The sequence below is a fragment of the Pseudomonas sp. 65/3-MNA-CIBAN-0223 genome, from assembly GCF_040310425.1.
Lineage (GTDB): Bacteria > Pseudomonadota > Gammaproteobacteria > Pseudomonadales > Pseudomonadaceae > Aquipseudomonas > Aquipseudomonas gregormendelii.
Window position 1 is genome coordinate 1 of record NZ_JBEOPV010000026.1, and the last position, 15,263, is coordinate 15,263.

General features: G+C 58.7%; 13 protein-coding genes and 1 pseudogene. 7 read left to right on the plus strand and 7 right to left on the minus strand.

Going from position 1 to position 15,263, the window contains the following annotated elements:
• Positions 1-175: 175 nt before the first annotated feature.
• The 4 genes from AAEZ09_RS24345 to AAEZ09_RS24360 all read right to left on the minus strand — a co-directional run bounded on the left by AAEZ09_RS24345 (position 176) and on the right by AAEZ09_RS24360 (position 4,487).
• Entirely contained in the window at positions 176-925 is a 750-nt protein-coding gene (locus AAEZ09_RS24345; RefSeq protein ID WP_502947596.1) for a hypothetical protein, read from the minus strand.
• A gap of 85 nt (positions 926-1,010) precedes the next feature.
• Entirely contained in the window at positions 1,011-2,774 is a 1,764-nt protein-coding gene (locus AAEZ09_RS24350; RefSeq protein WP_350601109.1) for a DUF5666 domain-containing protein, read from the minus strand.
• Positions 2,771-3,616 carry a DUF6502 family protein gene (locus AAEZ09_RS24355; protein WP_045057862.1) on the minus strand — a complete coding sequence of 282 codons (846 nt, stop codon included), beginning with the start codon at positions 3,614-3,616 and terminating at the stop codon, positions 2,771-2,773. Before AAEZ09_RS24355 ends, AAEZ09_RS24350 begins: the two co-directional genes overlap by 4 nt.
• Before the next feature lie 199 nt (positions 3,617-3,815).
• Positions 3,816-4,487, minus strand: a complete 672-nt coding sequence (locus tag AAEZ09_RS24360) for a hypothetical protein (protein WP_350601110.1) — start codon at positions 4,485-4,487, stop codon at positions 3,816-3,818.
• Positions 4,488-4,852: 365 nt separating this feature from the next.
• Between AAEZ09_RS24360 and AAEZ09_RS24365 the strand changes: the two genes are divergently transcribed.
• The gene (locus tag AAEZ09_RS24365) at positions 4,853-5,137 is read left to right on the plus strand and encodes a hypothetical protein (RefSeq protein WP_350601112.1); all 285 of its coding nucleotides are present in this window, start codon (positions 4,853-4,855) and stop codon (positions 5,135-5,137) included.
• 201 nt (positions 5,138-5,338) lie between these two features.
• Here AAEZ09_RS24365 and AAEZ09_RS24370 read toward each other — a convergent pair.
• Positions 5,339-5,539 (minus strand): annotated as a pseudogene (locus tag AAEZ09_RS24370) (EamA family transporter); the annotation flags it as partial.
• A gap of 323 nt (positions 5,540-5,862) precedes the next feature.
• The gene (locus tag AAEZ09_RS24375) at positions 5,863-6,636 is read right to left on the minus strand and encodes an IclR family transcriptional regulator domain-containing protein (protein ID WP_350601114.1); all 774 of its coding nucleotides are present in this window, start codon (positions 6,634-6,636) and stop codon (positions 5,863-5,865) included.
• A 145-nt stretch (positions 6,637-6,781) separates the two neighbouring features.
• Between AAEZ09_RS24375 and AAEZ09_RS24380 the strand changes: the two genes are divergently transcribed.
• The 5 genes from AAEZ09_RS24380 to AAEZ09_RS24400 all read left to right on the plus strand — a co-directional run bounded on the left by AAEZ09_RS24380 (position 6,782) and on the right by AAEZ09_RS24400 (position 11,961).
• Positions 6,782-7,600 (plus strand): shikimate dehydrogenase family protein, encoded by an 819-nt coding sequence (locus tag AAEZ09_RS24380; RefSeq protein WP_350601115.1) that lies wholly within the window; start codon positions 6,782-6,784, stop codon positions 7,598-7,600.
• A gap of 31 nt (positions 7,601-7,631) precedes the next feature.
• On the plus strand, positions 7,632-9,410 hold the full coding sequence (locus AAEZ09_RS24385; RefSeq protein ID WP_350601117.1) for an FAD-dependent oxidoreductase: 1,779 nt from the start codon (positions 7,632-7,634) through the stop codon (positions 9,408-9,410).
• Positions 9,379-9,699 (plus strand): NIPSNAP family protein, encoded by a 321-nt coding sequence (locus AAEZ09_RS24390; protein WP_045057867.1) that lies wholly within the window; start codon positions 9,379-9,381, stop codon positions 9,697-9,699. The genes AAEZ09_RS24385 and AAEZ09_RS24390 overlap by 32 nt, the downstream gene beginning before the upstream one ends.
• Before the next feature lie 68 nt (positions 9,700-9,767).
• Entirely contained in the window at positions 9,768-11,585 is a 1,818-nt protein-coding gene (locus AAEZ09_RS24395) for an FAD-dependent oxidoreductase (protein WP_350601118.1), read from the plus strand.
• The gene (locus AAEZ09_RS24400; protein ID WP_045057868.1) at positions 11,569-11,961 is read left to right on the plus strand and encodes a hypothetical protein; all 393 of its coding nucleotides are present in this window, start codon (positions 11,569-11,571) and stop codon (positions 11,959-11,961) included. Before AAEZ09_RS24395 ends, AAEZ09_RS24400 begins: the two co-directional genes overlap by 17 nt.
• 170 nt (positions 11,962-12,131) lie before the next feature.
• On the opposite strand, the gene AAEZ09_RS24405 is transcribed toward AAEZ09_RS24400, so the two are convergent.
• Positions 12,132-13,853, minus strand: coding sequence for an FAD-dependent oxidoreductase (locus AAEZ09_RS24405; RefSeq protein ID WP_350601120.1), 1,722 nt, complete (start codon positions 13,851-13,853; stop codon positions 12,132-12,134).
• Between the two features lie 352 nt (positions 13,854-14,205).
• Here AAEZ09_RS24405 and AAEZ09_RS24410 point away from each other — a divergent pair, with 352 nt between their 5' ends.
• A complete protein-coding gene (locus AAEZ09_RS24410) occupies positions 14,206-15,261 on the plus strand; it encodes a Gfo/Idh/MocA family protein (RefSeq protein WP_350601121.1) in 1,056 nt (351 codons plus the stop codon).
• The last annotated feature ends 2 nt before the right edge of the window (positions 15,262-15,263 follow it).

Genomic DNA, 15,263 nt, shown 5'->3' on the forward strand with positions numbered 1-15,263 from the left:
GGTGAGTAGGTTCTCCAGTGGTGGTCGTGCCTGAGTTCAGGCCATTTGAAAATTCGACTTTTTCAACAGAATCGGCCAGACGCGGTCATTGGAATGCACATCCAGGAAACAACTCGTAATCGGCTAAAAGCAGTCAGTCTGCGGCGCTTGGTAAGTCAGGGGCAACGCATCGCCATTAGAACATGTGATAAAGCACCAGCCCGCCCTCTGCATCCGGGCTTGCGTCAGAAAAGCCTTTGACCACGTACAGTTGAATCTTCCATTCGTGGCTGAGCTTATGCGTGACGAACAGGGTGAGTTCCTGAATTTGCGAACCGGTGGAGACGACTTTCTGCCTCCAGTCGTAGGAGGCGCCCGCCGTGGTGCGCACAGCCACGGGCATGGCGAAGCCGAGGCTGGCAAATATCGGGTCGTCGAAATTGCTATCGGGTAGGTCGCCAAACTTTTTCCATCCCAGGGTCGCGAAGCCGGTCACCGAGCCGAAGGCCTTGGCGATGTCAACCTGAGCGGTATAGTCGAATTCGCCGGTGCCCAGGCACTGATCTTCATCTGCGGTGGGAAACTTGACCTTGCCGATCAGATCCAGCAACACGCCCCCCTCACTGCCATCGAGCAACGCATAATCTGCGCTGGTGACAGTATCGCCCAAGCCACTCTCCACATCCCTGCAACCACCGGGCAACGGGTCGCCGTTCGGGCCGACTTCGGGGTTAGTGATGCGCAACCAGGGCACGGTAACCTTGTAGGTCATAGGGCCCGTTTCATACTTTCCTACAACGGGGACATACCAGATTTCCGAAGTGGTACCGGTGCCATAGTCACCGCTTGAATAGTCCATGCCGATGGCGGTGCTGAAGGTATCGCCCGAAGCCTGCACGGTAAAGCTTGCCAGCAGGCTGGCAAAAAGAGGCAGCATGGGTCTCATCGTCACCTCAAAATCCCGTTGAGAAGTGTTATCGAACATACCCAGCCTAGTTGCTTATTCACCGTTTGTAGAATTGCCGCAGCGCTTATGCCGAACGGCCAGATCGATCCACTTTCTCTACTTTCTCTACTTTCTCTACTTTCTCTACTTTCTCTACTTTTTCGACCTTTTCAGGTAGTTCGACTTTCTCTGGTCCCTCTACCTTCTCAATTTTTTCGACCTTTTCTGGCCGCTCCACTTTCTCAACTTTTTCTACCTTTTCGGGACGCTCTACCTTCTCGATTTTCTCTGGTCGCTCTACTTTCTCAGCTTTTTCGACCTTTTCTGGCCGCTCCACTTTCTCAACTTTTTCTACCTTTTCGGGTCGCTCTACCTTCTCGACTTTTTCAACCTTCTCTATCTTCTCTATCTTTTCAGGCCGTCCACTGTTGTACTCCTTCTCGGGTTGCTCCATTTTCTCGACATGCTCTGATTTTCCAGACTTGTCCACGGTCTCGGATTTGCCGCTGTTGTTGCGGTCGTCCGCGTGGCTTCCACCGCTGCCGCCCTCACTGCCTTCACTACTTTCACTTCGCGGGCTTAAATCGCGCCCACCGTTACCGCTGCTGTTGTTGGGGTTGCCCGAGTCATCGGCACTCTGTTCCGTGTCGGCGCCCGTTCGGTTGTCACGTCCCCCATGGCCCCTGCCCGAGGTATCGGCGCGTTCGCTATGGAACTCGACACGTGTTGCCCGTATTTCACGCGTACCACTAAACACGCCGCTCACCCGAACGCGTCGATCCAGTACCAATGTGGTGGGCTGCTCCCCTACAAACACTGTGTCGTGCCCCAGTGTCACATTCAAGCCTGCGACCACCAGGTGTCGGTCCCGTCGGCTTTGTACCAGACCTTCGATCACGGCCTCATGCACACGGCCGGCAAAAGGCAGACTCGGGTCAAGACTGCTTTGAGCGACCTCCAACTGGTGACCGGACCATTGGCCACGCACCAGCACTTCCTGCCCCGGTGCCACGCGACTTCCCAGTTTCAGCCCCTGGAGGCTGCCGGCAGGATCTATCGAGCCGATGGCACTAGCTTCCCTGAGGGTAGGCGCCCGTTCGATGCGACTAGCGAATACTTCACCATTGGCATCTCGTAGACCGCTGACTCTGACCGGTTCACCCGTGCGTAGCCCTTCAGCAACCCGAGCCCCCACGGCAAGACGCACGGGTTGCCCCATGACCCGCAGCGGCGCCGAAGCAGTGGGTAATGCCGTCAGCGGCCCTTCATAGACGTTCAGGATCGAGATACGTCCGGCTCGCAGGCCTTGTTTGGTGGCGAATGCTTCCACCGCAACAACCTGTCCTATCGCCAGATGAGCGCTACTCGCGGCGACGCCGTTTTCGCTCACCGGTACGTCTTTGCCGAAGTGTACTTCCATTCCATTGACGCAAATCGAAGCGAACCCAGTGATGGTGCCAACGATTCCAGTGCCGCCAACACCTCCCGGATCCAGGATCGGTGCACCCGTGCCACCCACCCCGCCGTGACCACGATTGATGATGGTGCCATCCACGCCGGCAGCCACCGCGCCCGTACCACCGGTGCCTCCGGGACGCTGTTGCAGCGGCGCACCGGTGCCGCCGACGCCACCGCTTTCGGCGTGGATGCCTGTGCCGCCCACACCGCCTGTCTTTGCCCCGGTACCGCCAATGCCACCCGGAAACTGCAAGCCCGATGCGCCCGACATTCCCACTTCCTCGCGGCTAACACATGCCGGTGCTGCGTCGACCCGTGCGGGAGTCACCAGGTTCAGTCCAAAACCCAGGACAAGAGTGACAATACTGAAGCAGCGCTTGAGGGAGATCATGGGGCAGGCGTCATCGACGAAACGGGATCGGTGGGCTCAGTGTAGAAATAGAGTCCGATTGTGATGCGTTGACGTTGCTCGATACCTGGCGAATCAAGATTTTCGAGGTCTGCGGCAAGCCGGCTGAAATTGAGCAGGGTTTGCATTCCCTCCCTGGCAACAGCCTCGCGCAAAGTGTCGACACTGACCGCGGCCAGGGCGTCGTAGTGCACGCTGCGCTCGAAGAAAGGCAGGCCTTCCCCGCTCAGGTTATGCACCGCTGCACTGGCGTGATCGTGCAGGTTGTGGCCAAGGTAAGCAGCTTTCTCGTCGAAGCCCTTCTGCGGCAAGAACGCCTGGGCTTCAAGGTGTACACGGTCACGTTCATCGAGACGTACGACGCCGAGGCGCAACCATTCATCGAGCACCACCCGCGCGCGGATGTCCGTACTGACCTTCGCCATCAGGGCATCAAAGGAGCACTCACCGCCGACACTGGCCAGTCGCGGCAGAGGTAACGCCTGGCCAGCATCCGTGCAGAAAGGCCGACTGTTGGTCCAGGCGTTGACCAATTGCGCGCTTAAAGTAATGTTCTCCGGCAGCGCAGCGATTGACGTCTCGCTCTCGTTTCGCAGCCGGCGCACATCCTTGCGATGAACCCCCGTGAGCAGGCTGATGCGGCTGTCGCTCGAAACTTTGTCATCCAAGCGAAACTCACGATCAGCCACATCGACAAACACCTCTTTGAGCAAATCGGCGAATACCGTATAGGTGACCCCTTTGCGCAGCATCAGGCGCACCAGCGGGCGCATGACCCGCCGCAGGGCTCCTAACAGAGAGGGAGGTAAGGTGGGCGATTGCATACAGCACATTCCTTGACAGATAAACCCAGTATAACGACGTGGAAAAAATTCCCATATGAGCTGTTACGCACTTTGTCCAGGAATAAGGGATAGCTGCAAGCGCTCACTGCACATGCGTTACGGGGGGCAATAACGGGATGGACCAAATCTCATACAAAACTCTCTCCGAAGGTTTTGTATGAGATCCCATCAGAGTAAATCAGCTCCTGCTGGTGTCATCCCCTGCTTCGCCGCCGACATGAATGCCGCGGTCATCACCCTGTTCGCCACCCACAGGGTTGCCACGATTATCGCCAGGCTCACCCCCAACGTGATTTCCATTGTCGTCGCCAGGCTCGCCGCCAACATGATTGCCATGATCGTCCCCGGGCTCTGCGCCAACATGATTGCCATGATCATCACCAGGCTCACCACCAACGTGATTGCCGTGATCATCGCCAGCCTCAGCATGGTTGCTGCTGCGGCCAGAATTCGAATTCCCGGCGTTGCCCTGGCCTGCATCGCCATGGCTGCTGCCACTGCTACCACCGCCGTTGCCAGCATGACCACCACTACCACTGCCACCACCGCTGCTTCCACCATGACCGCCTCCACCTCCGCTTCCGCCGCCGTTTCCACCGCCGTTTCCACCGTGGCCACCGCCACCACCGCCACCACTGCCGCTGCCGCCTCCTCCTCCGCTACCGCTGCCACTACCGCCATTTCCGCCGTGCCCACCACTTCCGCCTCCACCGCCATGTCCGCCACCTTCTTTGGCGTAAGCACTGGAACCATGAAAGATCGTATCCGGCACCAAAACAATGGACGCCGACAGCACACCACCTATGGCCATCGCCAATAGTGCCTTGTTGAACAGCCTATGAATCTGCATTTTTCGTCTCCTGGTCATTACCGCGAGAAACGCCAAATCAAGTCAGAAATCGTAGTAAGTTTTTTTTGGCATTCAGTGCGTGGGATTTTTTCCCACGCATAATAATTAGACCTCTTTTCACGTAGGTTCAAGTGGCGCACAGAAAAGTCGACCGATGGTTGGCCTGGAAAGAAGTTGGAAATGACTTACCGCAAGATGATCTTTTTCGGACGGGACAGGCACTCAGTGCCATAGCCAGCGGCTGAGTGCCGGGGGAAAATGCAACAGTAATGTGGTTCTATTCGTCGACGCGTCCTTCGAGAAGCTCGACGAACGTTGTGAGTAGCCAGAGGTCAAACGGATACACGTCACTAAGGAGACGTCTGATGGTTACTCACTTCAAAGTAGGCGGGCATTTGGCCTGCGGTCACAATGGCAACCAACTCACCTCGACCACTGAACTGGCCCGCGTGAAATGCAGAAGCTGCCGCAACACCGACGCGTTCAAGGACGCACGCAAAAACCAGCGCAATTTGGCAAGACGCACGGCTCGCAAAGCAAAGATCACCCACGCGGCTAATGACTGGCGGGCAGCGTGGACCGAGCGACTCACCACCATGAAAGGGCGACAACGCCTGCCCCGTGGCTTTGCCGGCCAATCATTCGTCTAGCATGCCCATCTGGCGGCTGCGACGCCATTCCCCCAGCCGCCAACCCCAACGATTCAAGCAAAGCCAACAGCCTCCTCGGCTGATTTTGGCGATTATCGACTGCGTCAACTAGCATTTCGTAGCGTAACTGGGCTCTTTTCTTGTTTTCAGAGCGATCGCACAAGGACATGCTCCGTACGTGGCTCTGAATGCAAACGGTTGGAAAATCATGACTGAACCGAGCAGGCCGAAGACGGGCACCAATAATGACAATGGCGCGACTGAAGAAACTGGATATTGTTTCAGCAGTGAATTCCATACCCAGTAGCCTAACCGTGTATTGGGGTATACCTGGAACAGGATCGACAGGACGGCGCGGTAGTCGAGTTGATTCACCAATGCGCTGTAACCCGTCGAGCCGTTACTGTCCCATCAACGATGGAGATGATGCTCAGCAAACCACACAGAGCGAGCCCCATGCCCGCGTGCTGAAACAGGGAAATCGCAGTGCAGAACCTGCGACGGCTGGCCAGATTTTCATCTCAAGGGCCACCATTTTCTCCTGTGGTGGTCGCGCCTGAGTTCAGGCGATCTGAAAATCCGATTTTTTCAACAGAATCGGCCAAAAGCGGACTTTCACCATTTAATTGCTCGGAGTGATTTGCGCAATGGCTGCCACCTCTAAAAGCGTCGCCGAACCGCCTCAGTGAGTCTCCCATGCAAGCCTGACCACCAGCCCTTGAGATTCAACGCGTCATGATCGGCCGCAGCAGCGCCTGCCCTTCGTACAGCGTCGACAGATACCGCTCGCGCATGTCCTCAACAGTCATGCGCGATGCGTGAGTAGTCAGCGTCAGCGTTGCCTGTAATTGCCCTTTCCAATCAATCAGAGGCACGCTCAACACCCGCATGCCCACTTCATATTCCTGATCCACCATCACGTAACCACGCTCGCCCGCCAAGACGATTTCGCGGCAGATCAGTGCTTCGTCGGTGAGCGTATATGGCGTAATGGCCCGGGGCGGGTTGCGTTTGAAGTAGGTGCAAAGCGCCTCCTGCGAAAAACTCGCCAACCACAACCGTCCACTGCCGGTGCAATACATCGGCACACGTGAACCAGGTCGGATCGACATCGAGGTGATGTGGCTATAGCGACTACGCACCACATGCACAATGTCATCACCGTCGCGAACACCTACCGATACATGCTCCTGGGTGGTTCGTGCCACCTGTTCGACGATGGGCCTCAGCATGCGCGGCAGCACCGCGGAATCGACATAAGCCTGGCCGATACGCAAGGTCTTGGCGGTCAGCCAGTAATGGCGGCCGTCGGTCTGCGCAAAGTCGTCATGCACCAGGGTCAGCAGAAAACGCCGGGCGGCGCTCTGGGTCATATCGGCCATTCGCGCCACTTCCGGCACGCTCAGGCGCGGATGCTCCTGGGAAAACAACTGCAACAGCGCCAAGCCTTTTTGCAGGCCGACGATCAAATCCCGCGGGTGGATCGTAGGTTGCTTCATCACCTGGACTCTTTATCGCACACAGACTGCGATTATCGCACTGGCGATGCGATTATCAACCGAATCGTGCACAAGCTCGATTGTTCGCCGCGTTCACCGCTTGCAGTATCGGCCTTACAACAAAGCCAATAAGCGGGTATCTCTCATGATTCAGGGTTCGACTGAACTAGTCGCCATCGTCGGCTCGCCTGTAGCCCAGGTGAAATCGCCGGAAAACTTCAATCGCTGGTTCGCCGACCACCAGCAGAACGTCTCCATGCTCGCCATTGACCTTGCACAGAACGCCCTGGATGACTTCGTCCAGACTCTGCGCGGCTGGCAAAACTTGCGCGGATGTGTGGTCACCGTCCCTTACAAACAACTGTTGGCTACCTGCCTGGATAGCGTCAGTGCACGCTCGGCGGCACTACGCTCGGTCAATGTGATACGCCGCGAAGCCGACGGTCGACTGGTGGGCGATATCGTTGACGGCGAGGGTTTTCTCAACGCTACGCGCAAACACGGTTTCAGCCCCGCGAACACACAGGTTCTGGTGATCGGCACCGGCGGCGTAGGCAGCGCGATTGCGTATTCGTTGTGCCAGGCCGGGATCAGCCACTTGGCCATCAGCGACATCAGCCAGGAGCGCGTCGAGGTGCTCGGCGACCTTCTGCGCAACGCTTTCCCGGAAATTACGATCAGCGCAGGACCGGACTCACTTAATCACTTCGACCTTGTCGTCAACGCCTCGCCAGTCGGCATGAGTGCAACCAGTGATGACGGCCCGATGCCGTTGCCGACCGCGCTGATGCAAACCCTTAACGCTAAAACCCTTGTGGCCGATGTCGTGACATCACCCGCGGTGACACCTTTTCTCGCCTTGGCCCGAAGACTGGGCTGCCCGATTCAGACCGGACCGGAAATGGCATTGGCGCAGTTGGGCAACCTCGGTCACTTCATGGGTGTGACGCCGCTGGAGATCTGACCCTCCGGCGCGTCCTTGACAGGCGATAACAATGAACACTACGACTTTCCTGCATTCTGCCAATGCCGAGCTGACTTATGATGTGATCGTCCTGGGCAGCGGCGCAGCCGGATTCGCTGCAGCGGTGACTGCCAGTTGCCGCGGCCTTAAAGTTCTATTGGTGGAAAAGACTGAGGCCTTCGGCGGTACGTCGGCGATTTCCGGTGGTGCGGTGTGGCTGCACGATACCGACCAGGCCCGTGCTGCCGGGCATCACCTGCCCGCCGAACAGATGCGCATTTACCTGCAAGAGGTGATCGGTAACGGCTACAACCCGCAATTGATCGATGCCTTCATCGAGCAAGGTCGCGAAGCCCTGCGGTACCTGGAAACCCACAGCGAACTCAAGTACAGCCTGCGACCGTTGTCGCCTGACTACTACCCGGACTTGCCGGGTGGCACGCAAACAGGTCGAGCGCTGGAAATCGACGAGTACGACGGTCGTCGCCTCGGCGAGCATTTCAAAGACCTCAAGCGCCCCCCGGATGGCATGCTGCTTTTCGGCGGCATGATGGTCAATCGTGTCGACATCCAGCACTTCCTCAGCATCAAGCGTTCGCCGAAATCCCTCTGGCACTGCCTTAAACTGATCGGACGCTACGCCGTCGACCGCCTCAGCCACCCACGCGGCACCCGCCTGACCGTGGGCAATGCCTTGATCGCGCGCCTGGCCACCAGCGCTATGGCCAACGGCGTCGATCTATGGCTGCAAGCGACGGCCGAGGCGCTGATCGTCGAGCAGGGCTCGGTAAAAGGTGTGCAGATTTCCATGGGCGGAGTGCCCCGTTCCGTGTTCGCTCGTGGCGGTGTGGTGCTGGCCATGGGGGGGTTTGCCGCTGGGGCACAAGCCGCAGAACACCGGCCTTCCACTGATTCGGAGCATTGGAGCATGTCACCGCCTGCCAACGTCGGTGATGGGCAACGCTTGGCCGGCTCGGTCGACGCGGCAATTGGCGACAACCTGTCGGCGAATTTCTTCTGGGCCCCGGTTTCGGTGCTGCACAAGACCGACGGCAGTGTGGAACGCTTTCCGCATCTGGTCACCGACCGCGCTAAACCCGGTGTCATCGCAGTCAACCGTGCCGGGCGGCGTTTCGTCAATGAAGCCAATTCCTATCACTGTTTCGTCGAAGCCATGTTCGCCGAAGGCGGCGCCAATGCTCCCTGCTGGCTGATCTGTGACAGCGAAGCACTGAACAACTACGGCATGGGTTTGGCGCGTCCGCGACCCGTCGACAACAGCGCACTGATCGACGCCGGTTATCTGTTACGTGCCGACAGCCTCGCCGACCTGGCACGCATGGCCGGACTGGATGCGCATTCTCTGGAGCAAACCCTGGCGCAATACAACGACGATGCCGAACGAGGCGTCGACCAACAGTTCGGCAAGGGAAGTACGGCCTACAACCGCTACATGGGTGATCCACTGCATCAACCCAATCCATGCCTGAAACCCCTGCGCAAGGCGCCGTTCTACGCGGTGCGTTTATTTACCGGCGATCTCGGTTCAGCCCGAGGCCTGGTCACCAATGGCCAGGCCAACGTGCTGAATCGCAGCGCAGCGCCGATCCCCGGCCTCTACGCTGCTGGCAATGAAATGAATTCAATCATGGACGGTACCTATCCTGGTCCCGGAATCACCCTTGGCCCAGGCATCACTTTCGGTTATCTCGCCGCCAGCGATATCGCTCGCCGGCTCGAACACAGCACTGCACAACCATCCCGCACTGGAGAACACCATGTACTACGAACTGCGCACCTACACGATTAAACCAACCAAGCTCGGCGACTGGCTGGCCCTGTACAAAAGCGCCGCATTGGCCGTGCAGCAAGAACACTTGGGCAACCTGGTTGGCTTCTTCACCACCGAAATAGGTGAAGTCAATCAAGTGGTGCACATCTGGGGCTACGCCAGCCTTGACGACCGCATGACACGCCGCAATGCCATGGCGGCCGATCCACGCTGGCAGGACTTCGCGCGGCAGAACAAGGAACTGGACGCCGTGGTGACGCTGGATTCACGACTGCTGCGTCCGACCGACTTTTCCCCGCTCAAATAGCACTTCCGCCGCGTTGCGCTGCTTCTGATCGGGAGCGGCCAACCTCATTCCCTCTCGCGGTAATTCTTATGTACATCAGCGATCCCCTGCTTTGTGATGTTCTGGTCGTCGGCTCTGGTGCCTCTGGCCTGGCAGCGGCGGTGACTGCTGCGCAATTGAACCTCGACGTCATCGTTGTGGAGAAGGAGCCGCAGCTAGGCGGCACCAGCGCTTGGTCCGGCGGTTGGCTGTGGATTCCGCGCAACCCATTGGCCATCGCCGACGGTATCGTCGAAGACCTGGAACAGTCGAGGATTTACCTGCGTCATGAACTACGCAGCGAAGTGCTCGACCCGCGCGTAGAAACGTTCCTGGAACAAGGGCCGAGGATGATCGACTTTTTTCAACGCCATACCGAGGTGCAGTTTTTCTCCGGCAGCAAAATGCCTGATTTTCACGCCGGCGAAGGCCATGTAAAAGGTGGCCGCTCGGTCTGTGCGCAACCATTTGACGGTCGTCGCCTGGGCCCTTGGATCAACAAACTCCGCCCCCCGCTCGACATCATCAGCCTTGCGGGAATGGGCATCGCCGGCGGTGCCGACCTCAATCATTTTCTCAACGCCCGCCAGTCGCCGTCCTCATTGCTCTACGCCGGCAAGCGACTGTTGCGCCATGCCCGCGACCTGCTGTTTCATGGCCGGGGCATGCACCTGGTGAACGGCAACGCACTGGTTGCCCGCCTGCTGAAAAGCGCGCTGGATCGTAAAGTTCGCCTGCTGACCGACACGCCCGTGCGCGAACTGCTGCGTGACGGTGAGCGCGTGTTCGGAGCTCGTGTCGAATCTGCCGGGCGCCTGATCGAGATCCGCACTCGACGAGGCGTGGTGCTCGCTTGCGGTGGTTTCCCCCACGACCAGCAGCGCATCGCCCGCCTGTTCGGGCATGCCCCCAACGGCACCGAACATTTGAGCGCAGCGCCCAAAGGCAATACCGGCGATGGCTTGCGCCTTGGCGAAAGCGTCGGGGCGTGCGTGGCATCCGACTTGACCCATGCTGCAGCGTGGGCACCGGTGTCCAGAGTGCCGCGTGAAGATGGCGGTTTCAGCGGTTTTGCGCACCTGATGGAACGAGCCAAACCCGGATTCATCGCCGTGCGCCAAAATGGCCAACGCTTTGTCAACGAGGCCGACTCCTACCACGATTTCATGTGCGCGCTGTTTGAGGCCACGGAACCTGGAGAATGCCCTGTGTCCTGGCTGATCTGCGATCACCGCACACAACGTCGCTATGGACTGGGCTGGTCCAAACCCTTTCCGTTTCCGACCGCCAGGTATGTGCGCGAGGGCTATCTGTTCAAGGCCCCGACGTTGGTCGAACTGGCACTCCAATGTGGCATCGATGCGCAGCAGCTCGAAGAGACCGTTAGCGCTTTCAACCTAGGCGCGGAACTCGGTCACGACCCACTATTTCAGCGTGGTGAGTCGTTGTACAACAGAGCACAGGGGGAAGTTTTACATGGGCCAAACCCGTCCCTCGGCAGTCTACGCAGAGGGCCGTTCTATGCGGTGAAGCTGGTGCCCGGCAGCCTCGGCACCTTCGCCGGCCTGAACACCGATGCCTGTGCCCGCGCATTAGATGAACACGGCGCGCCGATCCCGGGGCTATTTGCCGTAGGCAATGACATGAACAGCATCATGAACGGCCATTACCCAAGCGGCGGTATCACGCTCGGTCCTGGAATGACCTTCGGTTACATCGCCGCAAGAGTTCTTGCCGGTCAGGCAGACGAAGGAAATCAGCCGGTCGACATGAGCTTTTCCAAGGCAGAAGAAATCGCCGGGGCAGATGAGCGTATGCGAAGTGATCAAGAAAAATTATCGGGAGTCTGCAATGAAAAATACACCTAGCAAGGCAATGCCTTCACGCTTGGCGTCCAGCTACCCAGATGTCCAACATGCATTGGACACGAGCATCCCAAGCAAAAAAATGGATGTGGCAACTCGTATCGTCTTGTGGGCAGCAAATGAAGCTGGCCTGAACAGGGCCGATATAGTTGTCGCACTCTCAAAAAGAGACCCAGAGCTATTCGACGACCTTTTCGCCGAAATGGAGGAGCAGCAATTCAAACTGTTTGAGCGCGGAGACGAGTTGCACCTATCGTTTTTCAGCAAGGCACGTGTCTATAACGCTAGCGCTTGGTTGGCTCGTGGAGCCCCTCATGAAGCAATATACGAGTCAACTTTTGCGACGGAAAAAACGCTCGTGGTTGCTGATTTTTTCTAGCAAATAAACGGCCATGCAATGATCTTGAGAGCCACCGTTGGTGGGTGAGCTTCCAGTCAGCTTGTGACGCCGTCGATGACCTTTACTATTCCAGGGCTGATTGGCAATTGGTTGGCCTCGCTGTTGGCTTTCAAACCCTGGGCATAAAAGTGTGCGTCCCGGTCGATCTCTTATTCATAAGTAGTGATGCCGGCGATATGGCGCGCGGCGATGTAGCCGAAAGTCAGCGCCGGCCCCAGGTTGATACCGCCAGCGGGGTAGTGGCCGCCCATGATGCTGGCCATGTCACCTCCCGCCGCATACAGGCCGGTGATGGCCCGGCCCGAGTCGTCGAGGACCTGGGCGTGTTGATTGACCTTGAGCCCGGCGAAAGTGCCGAAACAACCCGGTTCGACTTTCACGGCATAGAACGGCCCTTGTTCAATAGGCGCGACGCAGGGGTTGGGCTGCTGCAGCGCATCACCCTGTTTGCGGTTGTAGGGCGTCGAGCCTCGGCCGAATTGCGGGTCCTCGCCATTGCGCGCGTGGCGGTTGTAGTGCGACATGGTGGTGCGCAAGCCAACTGGGTCGATGCCGCAGGCCAGTGCCAATTCCTCCAGGGTCTTGCCGCTTTTCAGATAACCGCTGCGGATGAAGGATGACAGCGGTACCGGAAACGGCCGAGAAATACCCAAGCCATAACGTCGCTGAAAGCCATGACTGCAGATTAACCAAGAGGCCACTGCTTCGCCGGGCGGGGAGCAGGCGACCATGGCCGTCACATAGTCGTAGTAGCCATTGGCTTCGTTGACGAAGCGCTGACCGTTGCTAAGCACACCGATGATCCCCGGCTTGCCGCGCTCGATGATGTGCGGAAAATGGCCGCTGCTGCCATCGCGGTGTGGCACTCGTGAAACCGGTGCCCAGGCCACAGGCGACACCTGCTGGGTGTCGACTCGGGCGCCGGCGCTCTCGCCCAGCCGCAGGCCATCGCCAGACACGCCGAGGGGCGGTAGTGCCAAGTGTTCGTGTCCGGTCGGTGTGCGGGGGAACAGGGCCTTGCGCCGTTCGATATCATTGGCGAAACCGCCGGCCGCGAGCACCACCGCCCTGCGAGCCTTGATGCGAATCGAACCTTTGGCGGTGCGAACCACGGCGCCCTGAACCTGATTGTTCTCGCGCAACAACTCGGTAACCGGTGCCGATTCCCACAGCAGCACGCCAAGATCGTCGGCGGATTTCGCCAGGCGCGCTACCAGCGCCACGCCGTTGACCAGTTGCATCGCCCGACCATGCACGGCGAGGTCTAGCAAATGGCGAGTGAAACGCCGTGTAACGTGCCAGGCCGCCGACCAAGAGCGGGTCAGGTTGAGAAACGCGGTAAGGTCTGCGCCCGCCATGATCGGCATGCCCATGAAGGCTGTTTCGCGCATGGTTTTGCGCAGGCGCTTGAGCAGCTTGCCGACGTTGCGCGCGTCATAGGGCGCGGCGATCACCGAACGCCCGCCGGTACCGGCCCCCGGCGTGTCCCCATGAATGTCGGCAATCGCGTTGCCGTCGGCGAATTGCAGCGAGGTGTGTTGTTCGAAGAACGCCACCATGCGCGGTGCGGCCTCAAGGAAGGCATCGATCATCGCCGGGTCATACCGATCGCCCAGTTCATGTTCTAAGTAGGTGCGCGGTTGTTCAACGTCTTCAACGATGCCGGCCCTTCGGGCCAAGGGATTGCACGGTACCCACGCCCAGCCACCGGACCAAGCTGTGGCGCCGCCGAAAACCGGGTCTTTTTCCACCACTATCACTTTCAGGCCATGCCATGCCGCCGTCACGGCCGTTGCCAGGCCGGCTGCACCGGAACCGACGATTAGTACATCGCAGTCGATGTCGGGGAGGCAGTACGGTTGGACACGCATGGTTTGAGCTCCGATGCTAATTTATTGGAATTTGATTCCGGAAAATATAGTAAGGCGGAACTGGGCGGCAAGTTGCTGACCCGCAAAATGGGCGGTTATCGGACAGCTAGTTCAGATTTCGCTCGCCTGCGAAAATCCTTCGCGGGACCATGCTTGCTCACGAAGAGGGCGTGTCAGTCGACATTTAAGTTGAATGACCCACCGCACTCGCGAGCAAGTCCCACACGCATTTGGCCTTATCAAAGGTGTGCGCTGTTCGAACACTTTCAAAGTACGCTTGTATAAGAAACTGGAATCAGGTTCTAAATTGTTGAAATTCGACTTCCAACAATAATCACAAGAGGACCGCTGCATGAGTTTGCCCCTTCGAATAGCCATTATCGGTGCTGGCACCATGGGCCAGCAGCATTACCAGCATCTGAAAAATCTGACTGAAGCGACGTTGTGTGCAGTGGCCGACCCCGGGCCCCAAGCACCGGGTCTCGCGAAGGAGTGGGGTGTGGAATATTTCGCCGATCATCGTCAGATGCTGGAGCAGGTAAAGCCTGCTGCCGTCATTGTCGCCAACCCGAATGCGCTGCACGTCAGCACCGCGCTCGATTGCCTGGCTGCCGGCGTCCCGGTGTTGCTGGAAAAGCCGGTGAGCGTGCATCTGGATGAGGCCCGCGAGCTGGTGACTGCCTCGAAGTCGAGCGGCGTTGCGGTGTTGGTCGGCCATCATCGACGCCACAATCCCTTGATCGTGCGCGCTCATGAACTTGTCCACAGCGGCGCGTTAGGGCGGTTGAGCACCGTGACCGCGCTCTGGCAATTGCGCAAACCCGATAGTTATTTCGAGACAGCCTGGCGCCGCGAGCCCGGTGCGGGCATGTTGTTGACTAACCTGATCCATGATCTCGATCTGCTCAGGCATCTGTGCGGCGAAGTTCGCCAGGTGCAGGCCATCACCAGTAACGCCGTGCGTGGGTTTGCCAACGAGGATTGCGCGGCCGTGCTTCTGCAATTCGAAAACGGTGCGCTGGGCAGTCTGACCGGGTCCGATGCGGTGGCGGCACCCTGGAGCTGGGAGCTGGGTTCCGGAGAGAACCCGGTATATCCACGCCAAGCCGACCAACCGTGCTACTTGCTTGCGGGCACTGCGGGAGCGCTGAGTATCCCGCAGCTCAAACGCTGGCACTACACGCAAGCGGACGGTGGATGGCATCAACCCTTGGTGCCGACTAACGAGCCCTGCAGTGTCGATCAAGCGCTGCGCTTGCAGCTGCAGCACTTCGTGCGCGTTGCGCGTGGAGAGGCCGAACCGCTGGTCAGCGCCGCCGATGCAGCCCGCACCCTGGCGCTGGTCGAAGCGATTCGCCAAGCCGCTGAAACCGGGCGCGCCTGCGCACCCGCCTTGATCGAGGGTTGACC

Excerpts from the sequence above, each read along its gene's own strand:
- AAEZ09_RS24360 (WP_350601110.1), bottom strand. The coding sequence starts at position 4,487 with ATGCAGATTCATAGGCTGTTCAACAAGGCACTATTGGCGATGGCCATA.
- AAEZ09_RS24385 (WP_350601117.1), top strand. The coding sequence starts at position 7,632 with ATGAACACTACGACTTTCCTGCATTCTGCCAATGCCGAGCTGACTTAT.
- AAEZ09_RS24345 (WP_502947596.1), bottom strand. The coding sequence starts at position 925 with ATGAGACCCATGCTGCCTCTTTTTGCCAGCCTGCTGGCAAGCTTTACC.
- AAEZ09_RS24405 (WP_350601120.1), bottom strand. The coding sequence starts at position 13,853 with ATGCGTGTCCAACCGTACTGCCTCCCCGACATCGACTGCGATGTACTA.
- AAEZ09_RS24365 (WP_350601112.1), top strand. The coding sequence starts at position 4,853 with ATGGTTACTCACTTCAAAGTAGGCGGGCATTTGGCCTGCGGTCACAAT.
- AAEZ09_RS24380 (WP_350601115.1), top strand. The coding sequence starts at position 6,782 with ATGATTCAGGGTTCGACTGAACTAGTCGCCATCGTCGGCTCGCCTGTA.
- AAEZ09_RS24410 (WP_350601121.1), top strand. The coding sequence starts at position 14,206 with ATGAGTTTGCCCCTTCGAATAGCCATTATCGGTGCTGGCACCATGGGC.
- AAEZ09_RS24355 (WP_045057862.1), bottom strand. The coding sequence starts at position 3,616 with ATGCAATCGCCCACCTTACCTCCCTCTCTGTTAGGAGCCCTGCGGCGG.
- AAEZ09_RS24390 (WP_045057867.1), top strand. The coding sequence starts at position 9,379 with ATGTACTACGAACTGCGCACCTACACGATTAAACCAACCAAGCTCGGC.
- AAEZ09_RS24395 (WP_350601118.1), top strand. The coding sequence starts at position 9,768 with ATGTACATCAGCGATCCCCTGCTTTGTGATGTTCTGGTCGTCGGCTCT.
- AAEZ09_RS24350 (WP_350601109.1), bottom strand. The coding sequence starts at position 2,774 with ATGATCTCCCTCAAGCGCTGCTTCAGTATTGTCACTCTTGTCCTGGGT.
- AAEZ09_RS24400 (WP_045057868.1), top strand. The coding sequence starts at position 11,569 with ATGAAAAATACACCTAGCAAGGCAATGCCTTCACGCTTGGCGTCCAGC.
- AAEZ09_RS24375 (WP_350601114.1), bottom strand. The coding sequence starts at position 6,636 with ATGAAGCAACCTACGATCCACCCGCGGGATTTGATCGTCGGCCTGCAA.